This window comes from Niallia sp. FSL R7-0648 (assembly GCF_038007005.1).
Taxonomy (GTDB): Bacteria; Bacillota; Bacilli; order Bacillales; family Cytobacillaceae; genus Niallia; species Niallia circulans.
Window position 1 is genome coordinate 3,169,574 of sequence record NZ_JBBOWE010000001.1, and the last position, 20,016, is coordinate 3,189,589.

The window sequence follows — 20,016 nt, forward strand, 5'->3', positions numbered from 1 at the left end:
TAGTGATAAAAGAACTACTTCTTCCCTTCAAAGCAATAACGAATCAATATATAGTTAGTTTATTTTTATCACATAAAAGCTGTTAATGTCAAACAATTATTCGAAGAAACAGGAAAAATATCGAACTCTGTCTATATTCCCCTCTCCTTTATGCTATAATGTATGTGATTTTAGGGGGAATGATACCATGAACGAAAGGCCGAAGTGGAAAAATGCTTTAAACCATTTTAAAAACTTCTTCACCAATAAACGAACACTGAAAGGAGCCCGTTTAACTTATGAAGTAACATGGAATGTGACTTTGCTCTTTATCATCATTACTGTGGTAGGGGGTGCATTTGGGCTCGGAATTGGTGCAGGATACTTTGCATCACTTGTTAAGGATGAGCCAATCCGTCCTTACACAACTATGCAGAAAGATATTTATAATTACGAAGAAACTTCAGAGCTATTCTTTGCTAACAATGAGTATTTAGGAAAAGTGCCTACAGACCTTGAGAGGGAAGAAGTAAAAATTAAAGATGTTTCTCCCTATTTAAAAGATGCTGTTATTGCTACTGAAGATGAAAATTTCTACACTCATAACGGAGTAGTTCCAAAAGCAATCTTCCGTGCATTATTTCAAGAAGTAGCTAACTCTTCTACGCAATCTGGTGGAAGTACGTTAACACAACAGTTAATAAAGAATCAAATTTTAACTAACGAAGTCTCTTTTGAACGAAAAGCAAAAGAAATTCTCCTAGCACTGAGGCTAGAAAAATTCTTTGAGAAGGATGAAATATTGGAAGCTTACTTAAATGTTTCAACCTTAGGAAGAAATTCATCTGGCAGAAACATTGCAGGTGTACAGTCTGCAGCAAATGGTATATTTGGTGTAGATGCAAAGGATTTAACTTTGCCTCAAGCTGCATTTATCGCAGGGCTTCCACAAAGTCCATTTGGTTACACTCCTTTTACACAAGAAGGAAAATTAAAAAAGAATTTAGAACCAGGTTTAAATCGCATGAAAACAGTTTTAAACCGAATGTATGACCAAAAGAAAATCTCTAAACAAGAATATGATACTGCCATGAAGTACGACATAACAAAGGATTTTATCGGACCGCAAAAAAATCCAATTGAAGATTATCCGGCGGTAATGATTGAAATCCAACAAAGAAGCATAGAAATTATTGCCGAATTGTTAGCAAAAGAAGATGGATATACAAAAGAAGACTTACAAGAAGACGATGTATTAGCAGAACAATATACTACACTTGCTGACCGTCAAATCCACCAAAATGGATACAAAATTCATAGTACTATCAATAAGAAAATCTATGATATTCAACAAAAGACAGTCAAAAACTTCTCTCTTTTTGGACCAGATAAGAAACAACAAGTGATTGATCCAGAAACAAAAGAAAAAGTTACTATTATGGAACCTGTAGAAACCGGAGCCATTTTAATTGAAAACAAAACGGGGGCTATCGTAAGCTTTGTTGGAGGACGCGATTACAATCGCGAAGCGACAAACCACGCCACACGCAGCGTCAGATCAAATGGTTCCACAATGAAACCACTTTTAGTTTATGGTCCAGCTATTGAGCTGGGAACATTATCACCTGGAAGTGTTTTACCAGACGTTCCATTAAGATTAGATCCTAGTAAACCAGGGAGTATTTGGCCAAACAACTATGACTCGCGATTTCATGGCTTAGTAACGGCAAGATATGCGCTACAGCAATCATACAATGTTCCAGCAGTAAAAGCATATATTGATATTTTGCCACAAAAACCAATCAACTTCTTAGAAAAAATGGGCATTTCAACATTAACTCCTGTTGACGCGTCAAACAGAGCTACTGCGATTGGCGGACTGAAGGATGGTATAACTGTCGAAGAAAATACCAACGCTTATTCTACCTTTGCTAATAATGGAAAATTTATCGATGCTTATATGATTGAGAAAATTGAAGATAAAGAAGGCAATGTTATTTATCAGCATGAAGTAAAACCTGTCGATGTATTTAGCCCACAAACCGCATACTTAACATTAGACATGATGAGAGATGTGATGAATCGCGGAACAGCCGCTGCCGTAAACAGCCGCCTAAAATTTAATTCTGACTGGGCAGGTAAGACCGGAACAGCCCAAAACTTTACAGATTCTTGGTTAGTTGCGACAAATCCAAATGTAACATTTGGGGTTTGGACAGGTTACGATACACCAAAATCTTTAGAAACATCTGGTTTATCATACAGTAAACGTAATAACTACTTGTGGGCAGACTTACTAAACGCAGCTTATGACGTTGCACCTGATCTTGTGGCTCCGTCAAAAAGCTTTAAAATGCCTGGAGGAATCGTAAGACAATCTGTATGTTCTATTTCTGGACTACTGCCTTCTGAGGGATGCTCAAAAGCCGGATTAGTGACAACTGATTTATTTAAGTCAGGAACGGTTCCTTCTAAGAGAGACGACAGTTTAGTTACAGGTAAATATGTAAAAATCGGTGATAAGAAATACATGGCTTTAGATTCTACTCCAAGTGAATTCGCTGAACCAGGATTAATGCTAAATCCAGACTATATCGAAAAGCTATTTGGTATTCGGATCAGCGATCCAAGTATTCTGAGCGAGAACAATCAAAAGCTTAAAAATCTTATCATTCCAAGCAATAAAATTGAAGAGAATGGGAAGACTCCTAGTCCACTAAAAATCAATCTTAAAGGTGACACTATTACATGGAGCAAGCATAGCGAAAAAGATGTAATTGGTTACCGGGTCTATAAAAATGGCAAAAAAGTAAAGAGTTTAAAAACAGCAAATACGTTAAGCTTTAAAGGTGGTAATGGAAAATATATCGTTAAAGCAGTTGATATTGCTGGTAAAGAATCAAAGGCATCAAATGAAGTGGTAATTGGCAATTCGCAAGAAAAACAAAAGGATCAAACTGAGCAGGAAAATCAAGAAAAACAAAAAGATCAAACGAAACAGGAAAATCAAGAAAAACAAAAGGATCAATCTAAACAGGAAAATCAAGAAAAAAAGACGAGCACTAAAGAGCAAACAGCGAACAAGCCAAATAATGACAAACCCAAAGACGACAAGCCAACAGAAAATAACCAGCAAAACAATAAAGAACAAACAGAAAAGCCTGATAAAAAGACAGAAAATAATTAACTCCAATAAGGTTAGAACATAAGTATTTCAATCAAATATAACCTCAAACAATTATACGTACACACTAAAAAGTATTTGTATAATTGTTTGAGGTTTTTATTTATTTTAAGAAAGAAGGTTTGTGGTAATACCCCGCAGACTAAAATACATTTCGCTATCCATAAGATGAGCGCTAAGCCTCCTTGCTTCGTTAGTTCCTGCGGGAAGCCAGAACAAGCTTTAGCCTCCACACGCTAAAGCTTGTTCCCCGGCGCATCGAGTGTCTGTAATAGAATGACTTGGTTTCGCCACTAAATTCTTTATCCATTAAATATTTTATTCCAGCCACTTTCCTCGTTTCCTTTTTTTCTTCAACAAAAAAGACCAAAACTGGATGTACAATCCAGTTTTGGTCTTTTCCGTATCTGAACTTATTTTGTAGATTTTCGAGATTCTATACGGTGTGGAAGTGTAACAATATGATCTTCTACTGTTTCTTTATTCATATATTTAGTAAGCAATCTCATAGCCACAGCACCGATATCATACAATGGTTGTACAACAGTTGTTAGTTGCGGGCGAACCATTAATGTTAATTTTGTATTATCAGAGGTAACAATTTCAAAATCCTCAGGAACTTTATAGCCTTTGTCTTCTGCTCCATGAATGACACCTAGCGCCATTTCATCTGAGCCAACAAAGATTGCCGTTGGTTTATTATCACCTTCGATTAATTTATCGAAAGCTTCCATACCAGATTCATAGCTATAATCTCCTTCAACAACTAAAGACTCATTAAATTCGATTCCAGCTGCTTCTAATGCCTTTTTATAACCGCCTAATTTCTCATTTTTGTTGATTGGTTCTTCTAAGGATCCAAGGACAATTCCAATAGACTTATGGCCCTTTTCAACAAAGCTAGTTACTACATCATACGTAGCTTGCGCATAATCAATGTTAACAGAAGAAATCTTTTTGCTTTCTTCGATACTAGCCGCAAGCACAATTGGTACAGGAGACTTTTCAAATTCAGTAACATGTTCCTCAGTTATATTGCCACCCATAAATACAATACCATCCACTTGTTTGCCTAACATGGTATTTAATAAGTGCAGCTCTTTATCTTTATTTTGATCAGAGTTACTTAAAATAATATTATATTTATACATTGTAGCAATATCCTCAATTCCTCTTGCTAATTCCGCAAAGAATGTGCTTGAGATATCAGGGATAATTACTCCAACTGTAGTGGTTTTCTTACTTGCTAGCCCTCTTGCTACAGCATTTGGACGATATCCTAATCGATCAATAACTTCTAATACCTTTTTTCTTGTTGTTGGCTTAACGTTTGGATTTCCATTAACAACACGGGAAACGGTTGCCATAGAAACACTAGCTTCTCTTGCGACATCATATATTGTGATATTCATTGTGATTTTTGCACTCCTTTTAGTCGAACTATTTCTTTCTATTATTTTATGGCAAGAAGCTACTTTCTTAATCATAAAAGATTCCCAATTTAGCTAATCTTGTCTAATTATGTACTAATGATACGATATAGCAGGAAAACCCGCAATGACAAGCTTTCATTTTTTTTCAAAAAAAACGACTTTTTTTCGCTTTTTTAGCAAAAAAATTTTTTTATTAAACATTCTTCCATTCAGTTTACCATAAAATGATGAAAAATATAAATGAATTTGTCATACTATCAAATTCTTATTAAAAAAAGTATTTCTATAAAAAAACTCGTAAGTGTTTCTAAACACTTACGAGGCATTTATCATATTTTTATGCATTTACATATGGTGTAGCTTGTAACGCACGGTAAAATTCATCGAATTGCTCAATATCCATTTGCTGTGCTGAATCAGATAATGCGACAGCAGGATCTGGATGAACTTCTGCCATTACTCCATCTGCCCCAATTGCTAAAGCTGCTTTCGCACAAGGTAATAATAAATCCTTTCTTCCAGTTGAATGTGTTACATCAACAAAGACAGGAAGATGTGTTTCTTGTTTTAAAATTGGAACAGCAGAAATATCTAATGTGTTTCTTGTTGCCCGTTCATACGTACGAATACCACGTTCACAGAGGATAATCTGATCGTTTCCTTGTGACATTATATATTCTGCAGCATTGATAAATTCTTCAATGGTTGCCGCTAAACCACGTTTTAATAGAATCGGTTTTTTTACACTTCCTGCAGCTTTTAACAGCTCAAAGTTCTGCATATTACGAGCACCAATTTGAATAACATCAATATAATCTAACGCCGTTTCAATGTGTTCCGTACTAACAATTTCACTAATTACTGCTAAATCGTATTCATCTGCCACTCTTTTTAAGATTTTCAAGCCTTCTACACCAAGTCCTTGGAAATCATATGGAGATGTTCTTGGCTTAAACGCGCCACCACGAAGAAGCTTTAACCCTTTAGCTTGTACGGACGCTGCCACTTGAGCAACTTGTTCATATGATTCTACTGAGCATGGCCCAAACACAAATTTAGGTGTACCGTCACCAATTTTTGTTCCTTTTATATCAACAATAGTATCCTCTGCTTTTTTCTTACGAGATACTAATAACGCTTTACTGTCATCTTCTTGTTGTAATTGTAAGCCCATTTTGAAAATTTGCTTAAACAAATGTGAAATTGTCCCATTATCAAATGGTCCATCATTTTTATTTAAAATATGATCGAGCATTTTTCTCTCGCGAACAGGATCATATCGATGTGCACCGTGGGTAACTTTTGTTTGGGCTATTTTTTGCACAAGGCTTGCCCGCTCATTAATTTTTTCTAAAATTTCTAAATTTAATTCATCCACTCGATTACGTAATTCTTCTAATTCCTTATTACTCACAATCATCTCATCCCTTCATTAAAAGCACAAATCCATGTAATTTCCTTTACACTATTTGCTTAGATTCTTTATACAAATGCAAAAATATGTTACATTTCTCTTAATTGGGTTAATTATAAATCATATTTATCCCATTGTCACTAATTTTATTTAATGCTTAAACGCTTTTAAGTGTTAAAGCATTAATTTTTGTTAAGAAGTTAGATAATTGTTTCCTATAATCTATTTTATTTTTTTATAAACAATCTTTAAATAAAAAGAAGGTGTTTTCTATGCAAAAACATGAAAAACTATTTGCATTAGATATTGGTACTCGATCAGTTGTCGGAATTATCTTGGAAAAAAAAGAGGAAAGTTATCATGTAGCTGATTTATTATCCATCGAACATACAGAAAGAGCTATGTTAGATGGTCAAATACATGATGTGTTAGCTGTTTCCAAAATTATCAAAGAAATAAAAGATCAGTTAGAAATCAAACATGGACCTTTAGAAAAAGTGAGTGTCGCGGCTGCTGGAAGAGCCTTAAAAACAGAACGGGCTTCTTATGAAATGAATATAGAAAGAAAGCCGCTCATTACAAAAGAAGATATTTTACATATGGAGTTAACAGCTGTACAGCAGGCACAAAGCTCTGTCGCAGAAAAAAACGAGCGAGATAAAAGCCAATTTTATTATTGTGTGGGCTATTCCGTACTTCAATACTCTTTAGATGATCAAGCTATGGGTAGCTTAATTGATCAGCAAGGATCAATAGCGAAGGTAGAAATTATCGCAACTTTTTTGCCTAAAGTAGTTGTTGAATCATTAATCGCTGCCTTGCATCGAGCAAATTTAGAAATGCAGGCATTGACGTTAGAGCCAATTGCTGCCATTAATGTCCTAATTCCTCCATCTATGAGAAGATTAAATGTAGCTTTAGTAGACATTGGAGCAGGAACATCAGATATAGCCATAACCGATACGGGGACCGTTATTGCCTACGGGATGGTACCTGTCGCTGGAGATGAAATAACAGAAGCAATCAGCGATGCATATTTATTAGACTTTCCATTAGCCGAACAAGCCAAAAGAGAATTATCTCAAAAAGATCAGATTTCTATTTCTGATATTCTTGGCTTTACAACGGAATTGCATAAGGAAGAAGTAATTAAGGAAATTGAACCTGCTTTAGATAAATTAGCAGATACGATTTGCCGGGAGATTCTTTTACTAAACAATCATAAATCGCCTAAAGCTGTAATGCTTGTTGGTGGCGGAAGCCAAACGCCAGCTTTACAACAAAAAATGGCAGAAATGCTTAATCTGCCTTCTAACCGGGTTGCCATCAGAGGCATTGATGCAATTACTCATCTTACCTTTGAGGAAAATTTCCATTTAGGGCCGGAGCTTGTTACACCTGTTGGAATTGCTATCGCTGCTGAAAAATCACCAGTCCAATATAAAACGGTTTATATAAATGAGCAGCCAGTAAGACTATTTGAAGTAAATAAATTGACCGTCGGGGATTGTATTTTAGCCTCTGGCATTCGAATGAACCAATTATACGGAAAGCCAGGTAATGCAATGATTGTTACACTCAATAATCAAAAAATTACCATACCCGGAAGTCATGGTGAGGGACCCACTATTTTTAGAAAAGATGTCCCATGCTCTTTAGAAGATACAGTAGAAGATGGCGAAACATTAACGGTTTATCGTGGGAAAGATGGAGAACAAGCCAAAGTTCAAATAAAGGACTTACTAGATGCGGAACCTGACAAAGAAATAAAGATCAATAATAAAAGCTACACGCTTCATACCAAAATTCTTTGCAATGGGAACCCTGTTTCTGCTGAACATCCGATTGCTGACAAAGATATTATTGAATACCGAGCAGACACTACTATTCAAGAAGCTCTTGAGTCGCTTCATTTAACGAATTTAATGGAGGAGTTAAGACCTTTCCATCTGTTGATTAACGGTAAAGAGACGATCCTTCCTGCTTTCTCTGGGAAGATTGTAAAAAATGGACTTCCTTGCCGATTAAACCAATTGCTTAGTCACAAAGATGAAGTTATCCTGGAAAAAAGAAAAACACCAACTGTTCAAGAATTAGCCGAAAGAAAACAAATTTTAATGTATCAAGTGCTTCCAGTTTATTTTAATGACAAAAAGATTACACTTACAAAGCAGCTAGCACAAATACAAAGAAGAGGACAAATCCTCCAAATGGAAGATCTTTTATTCAGCGGGGATGATATTCGTATAGAACAGAAACCATTTGAAGGCTTTTTATTTCAGGACTTATTTGCATTTGTTGATATCAATATGCCACAAAGCGGCGGAGGAACTTTTCAACTATTGCGTAATGGTGAACAAGCTACATTCTTAACCCCTATAGAAAAAGGGGATAAATTATCGATTGTTTGGCCAGCTAAAACGAAAAGCTCTTCTATAAATAATTAATATTTTACATAAAAAAGGAATTCAGAATATACTCCTTCTGAATTCCTTTTTTATCGAATGTTTATAACTTATTTTCTTCACTAACTTGTTGTAAAGAAGCTGCGGTAATCTGCCCGTGAGATGCATGCCAAACAATATTATTATGAACAAAAAGCAATGCTTGTGGTGATTCATGTCTTACTTCATATTTTTCAGCAATATAATTAGATACATCTCTTGCATCTTGCACAGTTAAATAATAAGTATCAACAGCATTATTTTTCCCTTCATATTGCTTATATTCATCGAAAGCACTTGCACTAATTGGACATGTTACACTATGTTTAACCAGCCAAAAAGCATCTTTATTCTGAACTAACTCTTCGAACTTTTCGATAGTTTCTATTTTTTCCATTCTTAAAAAATCATCCTTTATCTATTTATTTATCGTAAACATATAAAAAACAGTCTATATACCGTTTCCTTCTTGCATTGTTCTAAAAGACTTGGCTCTCATTGAACGCAGAAAGCAATGTGTATATAGACTGGATACTTTATCTCACTTTTATACAAAATAATGATTAATGGTTATACTTACTTTCTGTTTCATCAAATGCACGTTTGGTTTCTTCTAACTTTTGCTGAATTTCATCAAACTCAGCGTTTTTTAAGCTTGAACTTAAATCAGATGCTTCTTCTTTCAGCTCATCAAAACGGGCTGACATATTCTCTTGCCCTTTTGTATTTTTTACTTTATCCATAATTTCAGCAGACGTTTTAGTAACAGTATTACTAATTTTGCCTGTTTTGTCTTTAGCAATAGAAATAAACTCTGATCCTTTTTCTTTTACCGTATCAGTTAACTCAATTCCTTTTTCCTTGAGCATGCCAGCTTGTCCGTTTAAATCATGAAGCAGTTCTCTTCCAGGCTTTGGTGCAAGAAATAAAGCAGTTGCCGCACCGACAACCCCACCTACTATAGCACCTAATAGAAAATCCTTTGAACTTGAGCTTTCATTTGCATGGATTATTTCTTGTTCTCGCTTCATCGTAACATCCTCCTTTAATTACTTCTTACTCGTGTTCGGCTTTGTTCAGCCTTCTTAGCTCTCCATTGATCTCTAATATTCATAAACACCTTGCTATATTGAACAATTTGAGCTATTTTATCTTGATTTTTTACAAGGGTGTTTTCCACATTATTTGTAATCGCTTGAACCGATTGATTAAACCCTTGTACACTCGTACCAACATCTTTTACTGCATCAACCACAGAATTTAAACTTTCAGATTTCTGTTGAATATCTGCAGCTAAATCATTCGTTTTTTGCAATAAAATAGTTGTTTCTCTTGTGACACCATCCAGTTGCCTTTCTAACCCGACAAGTGTTTTAGAAACACTATCCAGTGTAGTATGTAATGACTTCAATGTTCTCGCAACATAAATGACAAGAATCGTAAACGCAATAGCTATTAAAGCTACACTTAAGTATAAAAGATTTACCATATTTATCGCACCTCCACTTTATTGGTCTTTTCCCAGATTCGCGTTTGCTAAAACCTTAGTTTTATTATAATTGGAAAAACTTTCAGAAACAAATGATTCTTTAGCAAGAGTAAACCTACATTCGAAGCAAGTAATTTCTTCTCCCTATTTTTCTATTTTGAGTTTTTTTATTTAAGGAAAAAATATTTTCGGGTACAATAAGAGAGTTATCACATTTTTTTAAATTTTGGAGGTACATATGAAGGATCCACGAATTGATCAACTAGCAAAAAATTTAATTAATTATTCCATTCGCTTACAAAAAGGCGAAAAAGTTCTTATTGAAAACTTTGGACTTCAAAAGGAACTTGTAAAAGCGCTTGTGCGTGAAGCATATGCAGCTGGTGGTTATCCTTTTGTTTCACTGAAAGATAATGATATTAATCGCTCCTTGCTTTTAGGCGCTCAAACAGAACAATATGAAATGATGGCCCAATTCGAAGCAAATGTCATGAGTAATATGGACGCGTACATTGGGCTTCGAGCTGGTGATAACATTAATGAGCTTGCAGACGTTCCTGCAGAACAAATGAAAATTGAAGGTGCAACCATTGGCAAAAAGGTACATAGAGAAATTCGTGTACCAAACACAAAATGGGTAGTTCTTCGTTATCCAAGCCCATCCATGGCCCAGCTTGCGAGAATGAGCACCGATGCATTTGAAGATTTTTATTTCAACGTGTGTAACCTAGATTATGGAAAAATGGATAAAGCAATGGATAATCTAGTAGAATTAATGAATCGCACGGACAAAGTTCGCTTAACTGGTCCTGGCACTGACCTAACTTTCTCTATTAAAGATATTCCGGCAATCAAATGCTCTGGTCAAATGAATATTCCTGACGGCGAGGTTTATACTGCACCTGTACGTGATTCTATTAATGGTGTACTAACCTATAATACACCTTCTCCTTATCAAGGATTCACTTTTGAAAATGTCAGCCTGAAGTTTGAAAACGGAAAAATTGTCGAAGCAACATCTAATGACTCCGAAAGATTAAATAAAATTTTAGATACAGATGAAGGTGCTCGTTATATTGGCGAATTCGCTATTGGAGTAAATCCGTATATTCTACATCCAATGCAAGATATCTTATTCGATGAAAAAATCGATGGAAGTTTCCACTTTACACCGGGTCAAGCCTATGATGATGCTTATAACGGCAATGATTCCAATATCCACTGGGATATGGTAAATATTCAACGCCCTGATTATGGTGGTGGGGAAATCTACTTTGATGATGTGCTCATAAGAAAAGATGGTAAATTTGTTATTCCAGAATTAGAAGTATTAAATCCAGAAAATTTAAAGTAAACTAGAAAAAGGAGATCAGAATATTTTCATTCTGATCTCCTTTTTCAATTTATGATTTGTTTTGATCTATTCTTTATGCTCTTCTCAAGCTGTTACCAGACTCATCCAAGTCAGTTGGCCATTTTCTTTAAGTTCACGGATCCACAAGTAAACAAGGTCTGCATAGATAATTTTTTATGTCCCTTTAAAGGTGTCCATCGTATGCCATGCTTTTCTTTTGCATCAGGAACAAGTTGATCTAAAGCAATCATTTCTAATTGGTCTCTTTGAATAACTGTTTGGAAAGCATAATTTCACCTCTAAAAAATATCTATCTACATTTTAAAACCAAGAGCAGTTAAAATTCTAGACTAACATGATGAAACCAGGTTGATCGGAGCCGAAGGGGCGAGACTCCTATGGGAGATACGAGAAAGTCCGAGCGTATGCAACAAAGCGGCTCGGCACTCATGGATAGCGAAGCCCTGTAGCGGAAGTCAACATCCCTATTAGAAGGAGTCACAAAAAAAGACCATAGACAAAACCTCAAATTTAAAAGAGTTTGTCTACAGTCTGAAGGAATCTGAATGTAAATTCTGATCCCTTTTTATTACCCTAATGTTTTTTCATAAGCACTTTGATATTTTTGAATATCTCCTGCACCCATAAACAAGATTACACTATTATCATGTTTTTTCAGAGAAGAAACTGTCTCTTCTGAAATAATTTTGCTTCCAGGTACCTTATCAGCTAAATCTGTAATACTTAGCTTTCCGTGATTCTCACGTGCAGAACCAAATATATCACATAGATAAGTAGAATCAGCTAAATTTAAGCTATCTGCAAATTCTTGAAGAAATGCTTGAGTACGAGAGAATGTATGTGGCTGGAATACAGCAACAATTTCTCTATCAGGATACTTTTGACGAGCAGCCTCCACCGTTGCTTTTATTTCGGTCGGATGGTGAGCATAATCATCGATAATAACCTGTGTACCAATTGTCTTTTCTGTAAATCTTCGTTTTACTCCTTCAAATGTCATTAAGCGTTCTTTAACGATTTCTGCATCTAGTTCCTCATAATGACTAAGCGTAATAACAGCTAAAGCATTTAAGATATTATGGTCCCCAAATGTCGGAATGGAGAAGGTGTTGTAATACGTATTACGTACATAAACTTCAAAAGTTGTACCTTCAGTTGTTTTTTCCACATTCCTCGCTTGGAAATCATTCTCATCTCCAAAACCATAAAATACAACTGGCACTTTTGCTTGAATCTTTTGTAAATGTTCGTCATCCCCGCAAGCAAAAATTCCTTTTTTAACTTGCCATGCCATCTCTTGAAAGGCAGAAAAAACATCTTCCACATTGGCAAAATAATCTGGATGATCAAAATCAATATTGGTCATCAATGCATAATCAGGGAAATAGGATAAGAAATGTCTGCGATATTCACATGCTTCAAAAGCAAAATATTCTGCTCCAGTTACCCCTTTCCCCGTACCATCACCAATTAAATATGCTGTAGGCTTTGCCCCCTTCATTACATGGGAAAGCAAACCAGTTGTAGATGTCTTTCCATGTGCTCCAGTTACAGCTATACTTGTAAATTGCTTCATAAAATCTCCAAGGAAACGATGGTATCGAATCACTGGAAGACCCAGCTTTACTGCTTCTTCTACTTCCTCATGTGTATCCGGAAATGCATTTCCTACAATAACATTCATTCCTGGTTGAACATTTTCACGTTGAAAAGGAAGAATTTTTATTCCAGCTTGTTCTAAAGCAATCTGAGTGAAAAATCTTTTATCCACATCAGAGCCTTGTACCTCAAAACCCATATCATGTAAAATTTGTGCTAACGCACTCATACCCGACCCTTTTATACCTACGAAGTGGTAAATAGTCATATAAAGAACCTCCAACTACGCATATCTTTTAACAGTATATGATATCCTCATTCAATTTGCTCATTGCATTTATGTATGCAACTTTGTTCACTTTATTTTTCTCATTCCATTAATTATTCATGTTTCTACAATACATTAACTTTTTTTTCCTTTTTTTATTTCACATTTATACATTATACCATCTTTCATGATGAAAAACTACGGAACAATATAATTCCAATCTATGGAAGCATTTTACGAAGTAATCCTTTCTCCGATTATTCGTTTTCCTGTAATAACAGCAATTCACTTTCTGTTATTAATACGTCTCTAGGCTTTGTTCCTCTAGCTTCTGATATAAATCCCTGCTTTTCCATCATATCAATTAATCTCGCTGCTCGATTATATCCTATTTTGAATTTCCTTTGCAGACTAGATGTAGACGCTCCACCCTGTTCAATAATAAATTCACAAGCTTCGTAAAATAATTCATCTTCTTCTTCAGACATTTGAACTTTTTTTAACAGGTCTTCTTGTTCAAATAAATATTCTGGTTTTCTTTCTTTCCTAACATGTGCCACTACCTGATCAATTTCTTCATCTGATACAAATGTACCTTGCAATCGAACGGGCTTTGATGTTCCATTTTCTAAAAATAGCATATCCCCTTTACCCAAAAGCTTCTCGGCACCACTAATATCGATGACGGTACGTGAATCAATTTGAGAGGAAACAGAAAACGCAATTCGTGTTGGAACATTTGCCTTAATTAATCCTGTAATAACATCAACTGATGGTCTTTGTGTAGCAATTAATAGGTGAATCCCGCACGCCCTTGCCTTTTGAGCTATTCTACTAATCGCTTCTTCTACATCCGCAGGTGCCATCATCATTAAATCTGCTAACTCATCAATTACGATCACTAAATATGGCAATTTCTCACTATACCTTTTATGCTCTTCTGCTAATTGATTATATTTTGTAATATCTCTAACACCAGCATGTGCTAATAGCTCATATCTTCTTTCCATCTCTTCGACAGCCCATTTTAGTGCAGCAGTTGCCGTCTTTACATCTGTAATAACAGGACTTGCTAAATGGGGAACATAATTATATGGAGCTAATTCAACCATTTTAGGATCTACTAATAAGAGCTTCAATTCCTCTGGTTTTGCTTTGTATAGTAAGCTCACAAGCATTGTATTAATACACACACTTTTTCCAGATCCAGTCGCTCCAGCTATTAATCCATGTGGCATTTTGCGTAAATCTGTAACGATTGGTTTTCCTGAAATATCCAATCCCATTGCTACCGTTAAGGGAGAGGCTGAACTTTTAAATTCTTCACTTTCCAAAATCTCTCTTATAAGTACAGGTCGACTTTTTTGGTTTGGGACTTCAATTCCTACTGTATGCTTTCCAGGAATTGGCGCCTCAATTCTGATATCTTTTGCAGCCAAACTTAATTTTAAGTCATCAGAAAGATTGGTAATTTTGCTAACCTTAACTCCTGGTTCTGGTTGTACCTCATAACGTGTTACAGAAGGTCCTTGTGTAACATTTACCACCTTTGCATGAACATTGAAATTGGTAAATGTATCGTTTAAGAGCATAGTCTGCTCTTCAATCCAACCATCCTTTTCTATTTGCAAAATGGGTGGATTCAATAAATTTTCTTCGGGAAAAACGTAATAAGGTAAGTCATTTTGTTCCTCATCTTCTTTTTCTATCATAGAGGGAACTACTACTTCTGCCTGCGACTGTGGCTTTGGCTCCTCACATATTTTTTTCTCGACTTGTTGATTTGCCAATCGTTTTCTGTCTTTATTCAGCATCAACACATTAAAAGGTAAAGGACCTTTACGAGAAATTGTCTTCTTCTCCTCTATTTTCGCCTGGGAGGCTTCTTCCTTTTTTTCTACTACTAATTCTTCATCATTTTCCTGATAAACTTCTTCTACTACTTCCGCTTCTTCAAACTTTAACAATGATTGATTATTATCAAGTTCTTGGTCTTCTATTAAACTTTCTACCTGCTCATTTACTTCCTTTTCTGCTTCCCTGGCAAAAACGCTTAGAGAAGCAACATTCTCTATCTCTAATGCACTATCAGCTCTAGAAGTTATTTCTTCAGCGAAATATTCCTCAGCTTTTATAGAAAAAGATGTATCTTGCTCCATTATCCTGTCCACTGTTACCGTTTCTTGCGCAACAGCTGTCTCAGCTTTATGCAGTTCAACTGTCTCCACATGAATTTCGCCATGTTGTTGTCCAGCTTCTTGCGTTTCTGCTGACTCTATGTTACGTTCCGCTTCTTGAAGTTCTGCTACTTCCACATTCTTTTCCGCTTCTTGAAGTTCAGATGATTCTACATTTCTTTCCTCTTCTTGCGGTTCTGCTGCTTCTACATTCCTCTCTGCTTTTTGTGATTCAGCTATCTCCACATTCTGTCGAACTTCTTGTGATTCAACCACCTCATCATTCATTCCAGCGAATGTTAGTAGTTCTTTATTGCCTCTTGTTTTGTTCTGTTCTTTCTGGTTAATCCTCGCTTCTTTCGAAATTTCAACTTTTTTTTCTATTATTGGTCGTGATTCCGTAGTCCTTATCGCTTTCCTTTCTGGACGGTTATATCCATATATCGGAGAAACAACTTCTGTAGGTTTGAAAGGACGATTAGTACTATATGTATTCGATACTTTTTCTTCCTTCTGATCGCTTTTCGTCTGTTCTGCATATGGACGTTTAAATGGTTGATCGTTTTCACGTCTATTCTCTAGGAAGGCTTGCCTAGGTTCCCTTCTTTTCCTTCTATCCATCTCTTTCTTATCATCTATCTCTTCATCAGGAATTAGTGGAAAGCGAAAGTTCCCTTTCGGATATTGATAAATAATCTTTGAATCTATCTCTTTCTTCCATGCCGTAGACTCCATTTTCGGTTGCTGTTCTGCTTCAACCGATTCTTCAACTTGGTTCAGCTCCTCTTCTTCACTAGCAAACTGTTTAAATACTTTTTTGAACCAATTCACACGTAATCACTCTTTCTTTCCAATCTCATTACTATTTTAACAGTTATGTTCAGAATTTCGAGCACTATTTTTTAACAACTCTCCCTTTCCCTCTTTAGCAGAAGGTTAAACAAAGATAAATTCCCTCTTTGTTTTTTTAAATTGCCAACGCTCCAACAACTCTGGTTCTATAACTAGATACATTTATATATAGCAATTAAAAAAGAGACACTTTTTGAAAGTTTGTATATCCTAATTGCCTCTTTCATTAAGTCTCTCTTTTTTTCAGGTTAAAACAGGGAACTTATAGAAACATTCTAGCTTTTCAATCTACATAATTGTTATTTTAGTATAAAAATATTTCAATTAGATGTCATTCAAAAGTAAATTATAAATCGATTTGATTACATTGTCCCTATTCTTTTCCTCTTTTTTTATTTTTACCTAAAATAAATATAGGCTCTAATTCGCCACCCTCATACAGGAAAGATAGTGCTGTAATTGGAACTCTTCCGCTCGCAAAGAAACTCATCGTCATTTGAGCGAGGATATCGTATCCTGTTTCATTCCGAATATCACCTATAATAAGTACATCTTGATGAGGAACAGCTACCGTCATTGTGCCTTCACACTGATCATACATATCCTTTAAAAAGGCATCATTTAATATTCGACTTGCATCATAGCCATCATTGCTGTTTATAAAATAAAAAACATTACCAGCAACACTATCTGCTTTTACATTTGTGGATAAAGATCTTACATTAAAAAGAGCCATTTCCTTAATCGAAGCGGAAGACCAATTTTCTTTTTCCATCAATCTCTCATCAATAAGACGATAGGTATTCCCCATATCCAAAGCATAATATACTCTGGTTTCTGCCGTATGCTCTTCTGTTATAAAGGGAATTTCCTCATTTGATTGTTGAGGAAAAGAAGTAGAACGAATCACAGGAAATATTTTTTTCTCTTTTCCTTCTATTTCTTCATCTTTTTCAATTGCTCCTAAGCCATGTTCAATATAATAAACAATCTCATCGACTGCTTTTTCTTTTTTTGTTTCCCATTTTGCAATTATTTCAGGCAAGGAAACGGTAACTCCCTTTCCCGTTGCTTTACTTTCTATGCGTACTTGATCTTTTTTACTATCAAATGTAAAAGTTCGATCCTCGTTACTTATTCGCTGCATGAGCATATCCTTCATTTTTTTACTTGTCATTTTCATTCTTGTTTCACTTCCGTCCTCTTCAATTTCTTCCTATTTATTATACTCTAAATGAATCGATATTCATCTTTTTAATAGGCAGTTTTTCTTGTAATCAATGGAAAAAGGTTATCTCCACTTAAAATATAGCAGGGAACTACGTCCCTTTCCAAGCTACATTTTATATAGGAGACAACCTTCTATAAGATAAACGTTTATTTTTACATATTACAGCAAAATAAAGAAAAAAATTCTCTACTGACTAAATAAGCCTTGACTATCCTTACTTGTGTTGAGAATAGGATAAATCATTCTATCGCCTATTGTTTTCCCTATAAAGATTCAATGAACTTTTCAATTTCTTCCTGTGTTTTTCGATCCTTGCTTACAAATCTGCCAAGTTCTTTCCCGCCCTCAAAAGCGATAAAGCTTGGAATACCAAATACATCTAGTTCTATACAAGTATCAATAAATTTATCGCGATCAACATGTATAAATGTATATTGATCAAATTTCGCTTCTACTTCTGACATAAATGGTTCGATAAATCGACAGTCTCCACACCATTCTGCTGAAAAAAGAAATATATGTTTCTCTGGACTATTTTTAAGCTCTGCAAATTCGTCTGCTGATTGTAAATGTTTCAATGTAAATGCCCCCTTCATAATATGTACCCTTTCATAAATAGTATCAGAATTATAGGTTCCTCACTACTAATATGCTTTCCTATTGCTACATTTTTATCACTTAATAGGAAAGCTTTTTCTATTTAAATTCAGCTAATTTCCAAAGTTCCTCTAGCTCTTATTTTCCTTGATATTCCAGTTGACCTAGAAGCAATTCAACAACATGTTCAAACATAGCAGTCCTATTAATTCTGCCGTTTGTGAATATTCCTATAGCACCTTCTGTTGAGCGAACATTTTCCTTTTGGGCATATTCATCCATAACCGGACCTAGTTCTCTTCCTGCAACTAGTTTTGTTTCAATTTCCTTTGGTAGTGGAATTCTTGCTCCACTAGCTATATAGGTGGTTCCATCCCTCCCAACAAGCGCTCCCCAATTAGTTAAAAAGAGAATACCATTTGTTCGGTGGACGCCTCCTTCTAAGCCAATCCCTATCTCGCCGGCTCCTTCCTGCAATGCAGCCTTCGCTCGGTTAATGGCTCCTTTGATCGTTTCCTCATCTGAAAATGGCTGTTCGCTTACCCCAGAGCTCACATTAAATGTAGCAAACTCTATAGTCATATCTTTTTCTAAACAGTTTTTTACTGCTTTTACTTTTGCTTTATTATTGGTGCCAATACAAACTTTCACTTTGCTTCACTCCTAATATAATGACCAAACAGTTTATAAAAAAGGTATCTCACATATACCAATCGTATTGGAGATACCTTTAATTAAATTTTTTAAGATGAATTATCTATAAAATAGTTTTGTTTTTTATTGATTTGCACGTAGTGTTTCAATGGTTGTATGATCCGTCGTTTTTACTAATTTAGTTAACAGTTCTTTTGCAGCCGCATAATCATCGATGTGGATAATAGAAGCACTTGTATGAATATAACGTGAGCATATGCCAATAACAGCACTAGGTACACCATTATTTGAAATATGAACCTGTCCCGCATCCGTTCCGCCTGGTGAAATAAAGTACTGATAGGCAATATTATTAGATTCCGCTGTATCTAAAATAAATTCTCTCATCCCTTTATGCATAACCATCGTTGCATCATAAATGCGTAACAATGCTCCTTTTCCAAGCTGACCAAATTGGTTTTTATCACCTGATGCATCATTTGCAGGACTTGCGTCTAAAGCATAAAATACATCTGGCTTAATCATATTAGCTGCAGTTCTAGCTCCTCTAAGACCTACTTCCTCTTGCACAGTAGCCCCAGAATATAAGATATTTGGAATCTCCTCTTCTTGAAGATTCTTTAACAATTCAATCGCTAAACCACAACCATAACGATTATCCCATGCTTTTGCCATAATTTTCTTTTCATTAGCCATTGGCGTAAATGGACAAATTGGCACAATCATTTGACCAGGCTTAATCCCAATTTTCAATGCATCTTCCTTATCATCCGCTCCGATATCGATCAGCATATTTTTTATATCCATTGGTTTACTTCTTAAGGATTCGTCCAATAGATGTGGAGGAATCGAACCGATTACCCCAATAACAGGTCCTTTATTAGTTATAATCTGTACTCTTTGTGCTAAAAGGACTTGACTCCACCAGCCACCGATAGGCTGAAAACGAATCATTCCGTTATCCGTGATTGCTGTAACCATAAAACCAACCTCATCCATATGTCCGGCAACCATAACTGTTGGTCCATTTTCCGTTCCTCTTTTTACCCCAAAGATACTGCCAAGGTTATCTTGCACGATTTCATTTGTATAAAGACTTAATTGTTCTTTCATAAATTTTCGAACTTGATGTTCATTTCCAGCTACTCCCGGAAGTTCCGTTAATGTTCGGAACATATCTAATGTTTGTTGTTCCATTCTAGTTAAACCCCTTTAATAACTATGTATTTTAATAATATATTTATTGTACCGAAATATCTAACTGCATACCACTACTTTCCTCTACCCAATTAGAAATTATCCAATTTAAAACATAGAACC

Annotated in this window: 15 protein-coding genes and 1 other annotated feature (1 of these 16 running past the window's edge); of the genes, 3 read left to right on the forward strand and 12 right to left on the reverse strand. The window is 35.4% G+C overall.

All coding sequences use genetic code 11. The features are described from left to right. Nucleotides 1-40 (reverse strand) — a binding site (T-box leader) (it extends 185 nt beyond the left edge of the window). Nucleotides 41-187: 147 nt separating this feature from the next. Beyond that, complete coding sequence (locus NSQ89_RS15590) at nt 188-3,166, forward strand: transglycosylase domain-containing protein (protein WP_341132896.1); 2,979 nt, start codon at nt 188-190, stop codon at nt 3,164-3,166. Between the two features lie 410 nt (nt 3,167-3,576). On the opposite strand, the gene ccpA is transcribed toward NSQ89_RS15590, so the two are convergent. Together ccpA and NSQ89_RS15600 are read right to left on the reverse strand one after the other, a co-directional pair. Beyond that, a complete protein-coding gene (ccpA, locus tag NSQ89_RS15595) occupies nt 3,577-4,575 on the reverse strand; it encodes a catabolite control protein A (RefSeq protein ID WP_047944490.1) in 999 nt (332 codons plus the stop codon). A 358-nt stretch (nt 4,576-4,933) separates the two neighbouring features. After that, on the reverse strand, nt 4,934-6,010 hold the full coding sequence (locus NSQ89_RS15600) for a bifunctional 3-deoxy-7-phosphoheptulonate synthase/chorismate mutase (RefSeq protein WP_047944526.1): 1,077 nt from the start codon (nt 6,008-6,010) through the stop codon (nt 4,934-4,936). 272 nt (nt 6,011-6,282) lie between these two features. On the opposite strand from NSQ89_RS15600, the gene pilM reads away from it, so the two are divergent. Then, nucleotides 6,283-8,457: a cell division protein FtsA gene (gene pilM, locus NSQ89_RS15605; RefSeq protein ID WP_047944491.1), complete on the forward strand. Its 2,175-nt coding sequence runs from the start codon at nt 6,283-6,285 to the stop codon at nt 8,455-8,457. A gap of 61 nt (nt 8,458-8,518) precedes the next feature. Here pilM and ytxJ read toward each other — a convergent pair whose 3' ends face one another. The 3 genes from ytxJ to NSQ89_RS15620 form a co-directional block, all read right to left on the reverse strand. Next, complete coding sequence (ytxJ, locus tag NSQ89_RS15610; protein WP_047944492.1) at nt 8,519-8,851, reverse strand: bacillithiol system redox-active protein YtxJ; 333 nt, start codon at nt 8,849-8,851, stop codon at nt 8,519-8,521. Nucleotides 8,852-9,017: 166 nt separating this feature from the next. After that, complete coding sequence (locus NSQ89_RS15615) at nt 9,018-9,485, reverse strand: YtxH domain-containing protein (RefSeq protein WP_047944493.1); 468 nt, start codon at nt 9,483-9,485, stop codon at nt 9,018-9,020. Between the two features lie 14 nt (nt 9,486-9,499). Beyond that, the gene (locus NSQ89_RS15620) at nt 9,500-9,943 is read right to left on the reverse strand and encodes a DUF948 domain-containing protein (protein WP_047944494.1); all 444 of its coding nucleotides are present in this window, start codon (nt 9,941-9,943) and stop codon (nt 9,500-9,502) included. A 238-nt stretch (nt 9,944-10,181) separates the two neighbouring features. Here NSQ89_RS15620 and NSQ89_RS15625 point away from each other — a divergent pair, with 238 nt between their 5' ends. After that, complete coding sequence (locus NSQ89_RS15625) at nt 10,182-11,297, forward strand: aminopeptidase (protein WP_047944495.1); 1,116 nt, start codon at nt 10,182-10,184, stop codon at nt 11,295-11,297. 110 nt (nt 11,298-11,407) lie between these two features. On the opposite strand, the gene NSQ89_RS25395 is transcribed toward NSQ89_RS15625, so the two are convergent. The 7 genes from NSQ89_RS25395 to NSQ89_RS15655 form a co-directional block, all read right to left on the reverse strand. Continuing rightward, on the reverse strand, nt 11,408-11,548 hold the full coding sequence (locus NSQ89_RS25395) for a transposase (protein ID WP_082138437.1): 141 nt from the start codon (nt 11,546-11,548) through the stop codon (nt 11,408-11,410). A 338-nt stretch (nt 11,549-11,886) separates the two neighbouring features. Further along, complete coding sequence (gene murC / locus NSQ89_RS15630) at nt 11,887-13,185, reverse strand: UDP-N-acetylmuramate--L-alanine ligase (protein WP_047944496.1); 1,299 nt, start codon at nt 13,183-13,185, stop codon at nt 11,887-11,889. 257 nt (nt 13,186-13,442) lie between these two features. Next, complete coding sequence (locus NSQ89_RS15635) at nt 13,443-16,193, reverse strand: DNA translocase FtsK (protein WP_341132897.1); 2,751 nt, start codon at nt 16,191-16,193, stop codon at nt 13,443-13,445. Nucleotides 16,194-16,587: 394 nt separating this feature from the next. Further along, on the reverse strand, nt 16,588-17,391 hold the full coding sequence (locus tag NSQ89_RS15640) for a DUF1444 domain-containing protein (RefSeq protein ID WP_047944527.1): 804 nt from the start codon (nt 17,389-17,391) through the stop codon (nt 16,588-16,590). A 317-nt stretch (nt 17,392-17,708) separates the two neighbouring features. Next, nucleotides 17,709-18,023, reverse strand: coding sequence for a thioredoxin family protein (locus NSQ89_RS15645; protein ID WP_047944498.1), 315 nt, complete (start codon nt 18,021-18,023; stop codon nt 17,709-17,711). Between the two features lie 157 nt (nt 18,024-18,180). Further along, on the reverse strand, nt 18,181-18,693 hold the full coding sequence (locus tag NSQ89_RS15650) for a DUF84 family protein (RefSeq protein ID WP_047944499.1): 513 nt from the start codon (nt 18,691-18,693) through the stop codon (nt 18,181-18,183). A gap of 126 nt (nt 18,694-18,819) precedes the next feature. Beyond that, entirely contained in the window at nt 18,820-19,893 is a 1,074-nt protein-coding gene (locus NSQ89_RS15655) for a M42 family metallopeptidase (protein ID WP_341132898.1), read from the reverse strand. Between the last annotated feature and the right edge of the window lie 123 nt (nt 19,894-20,016).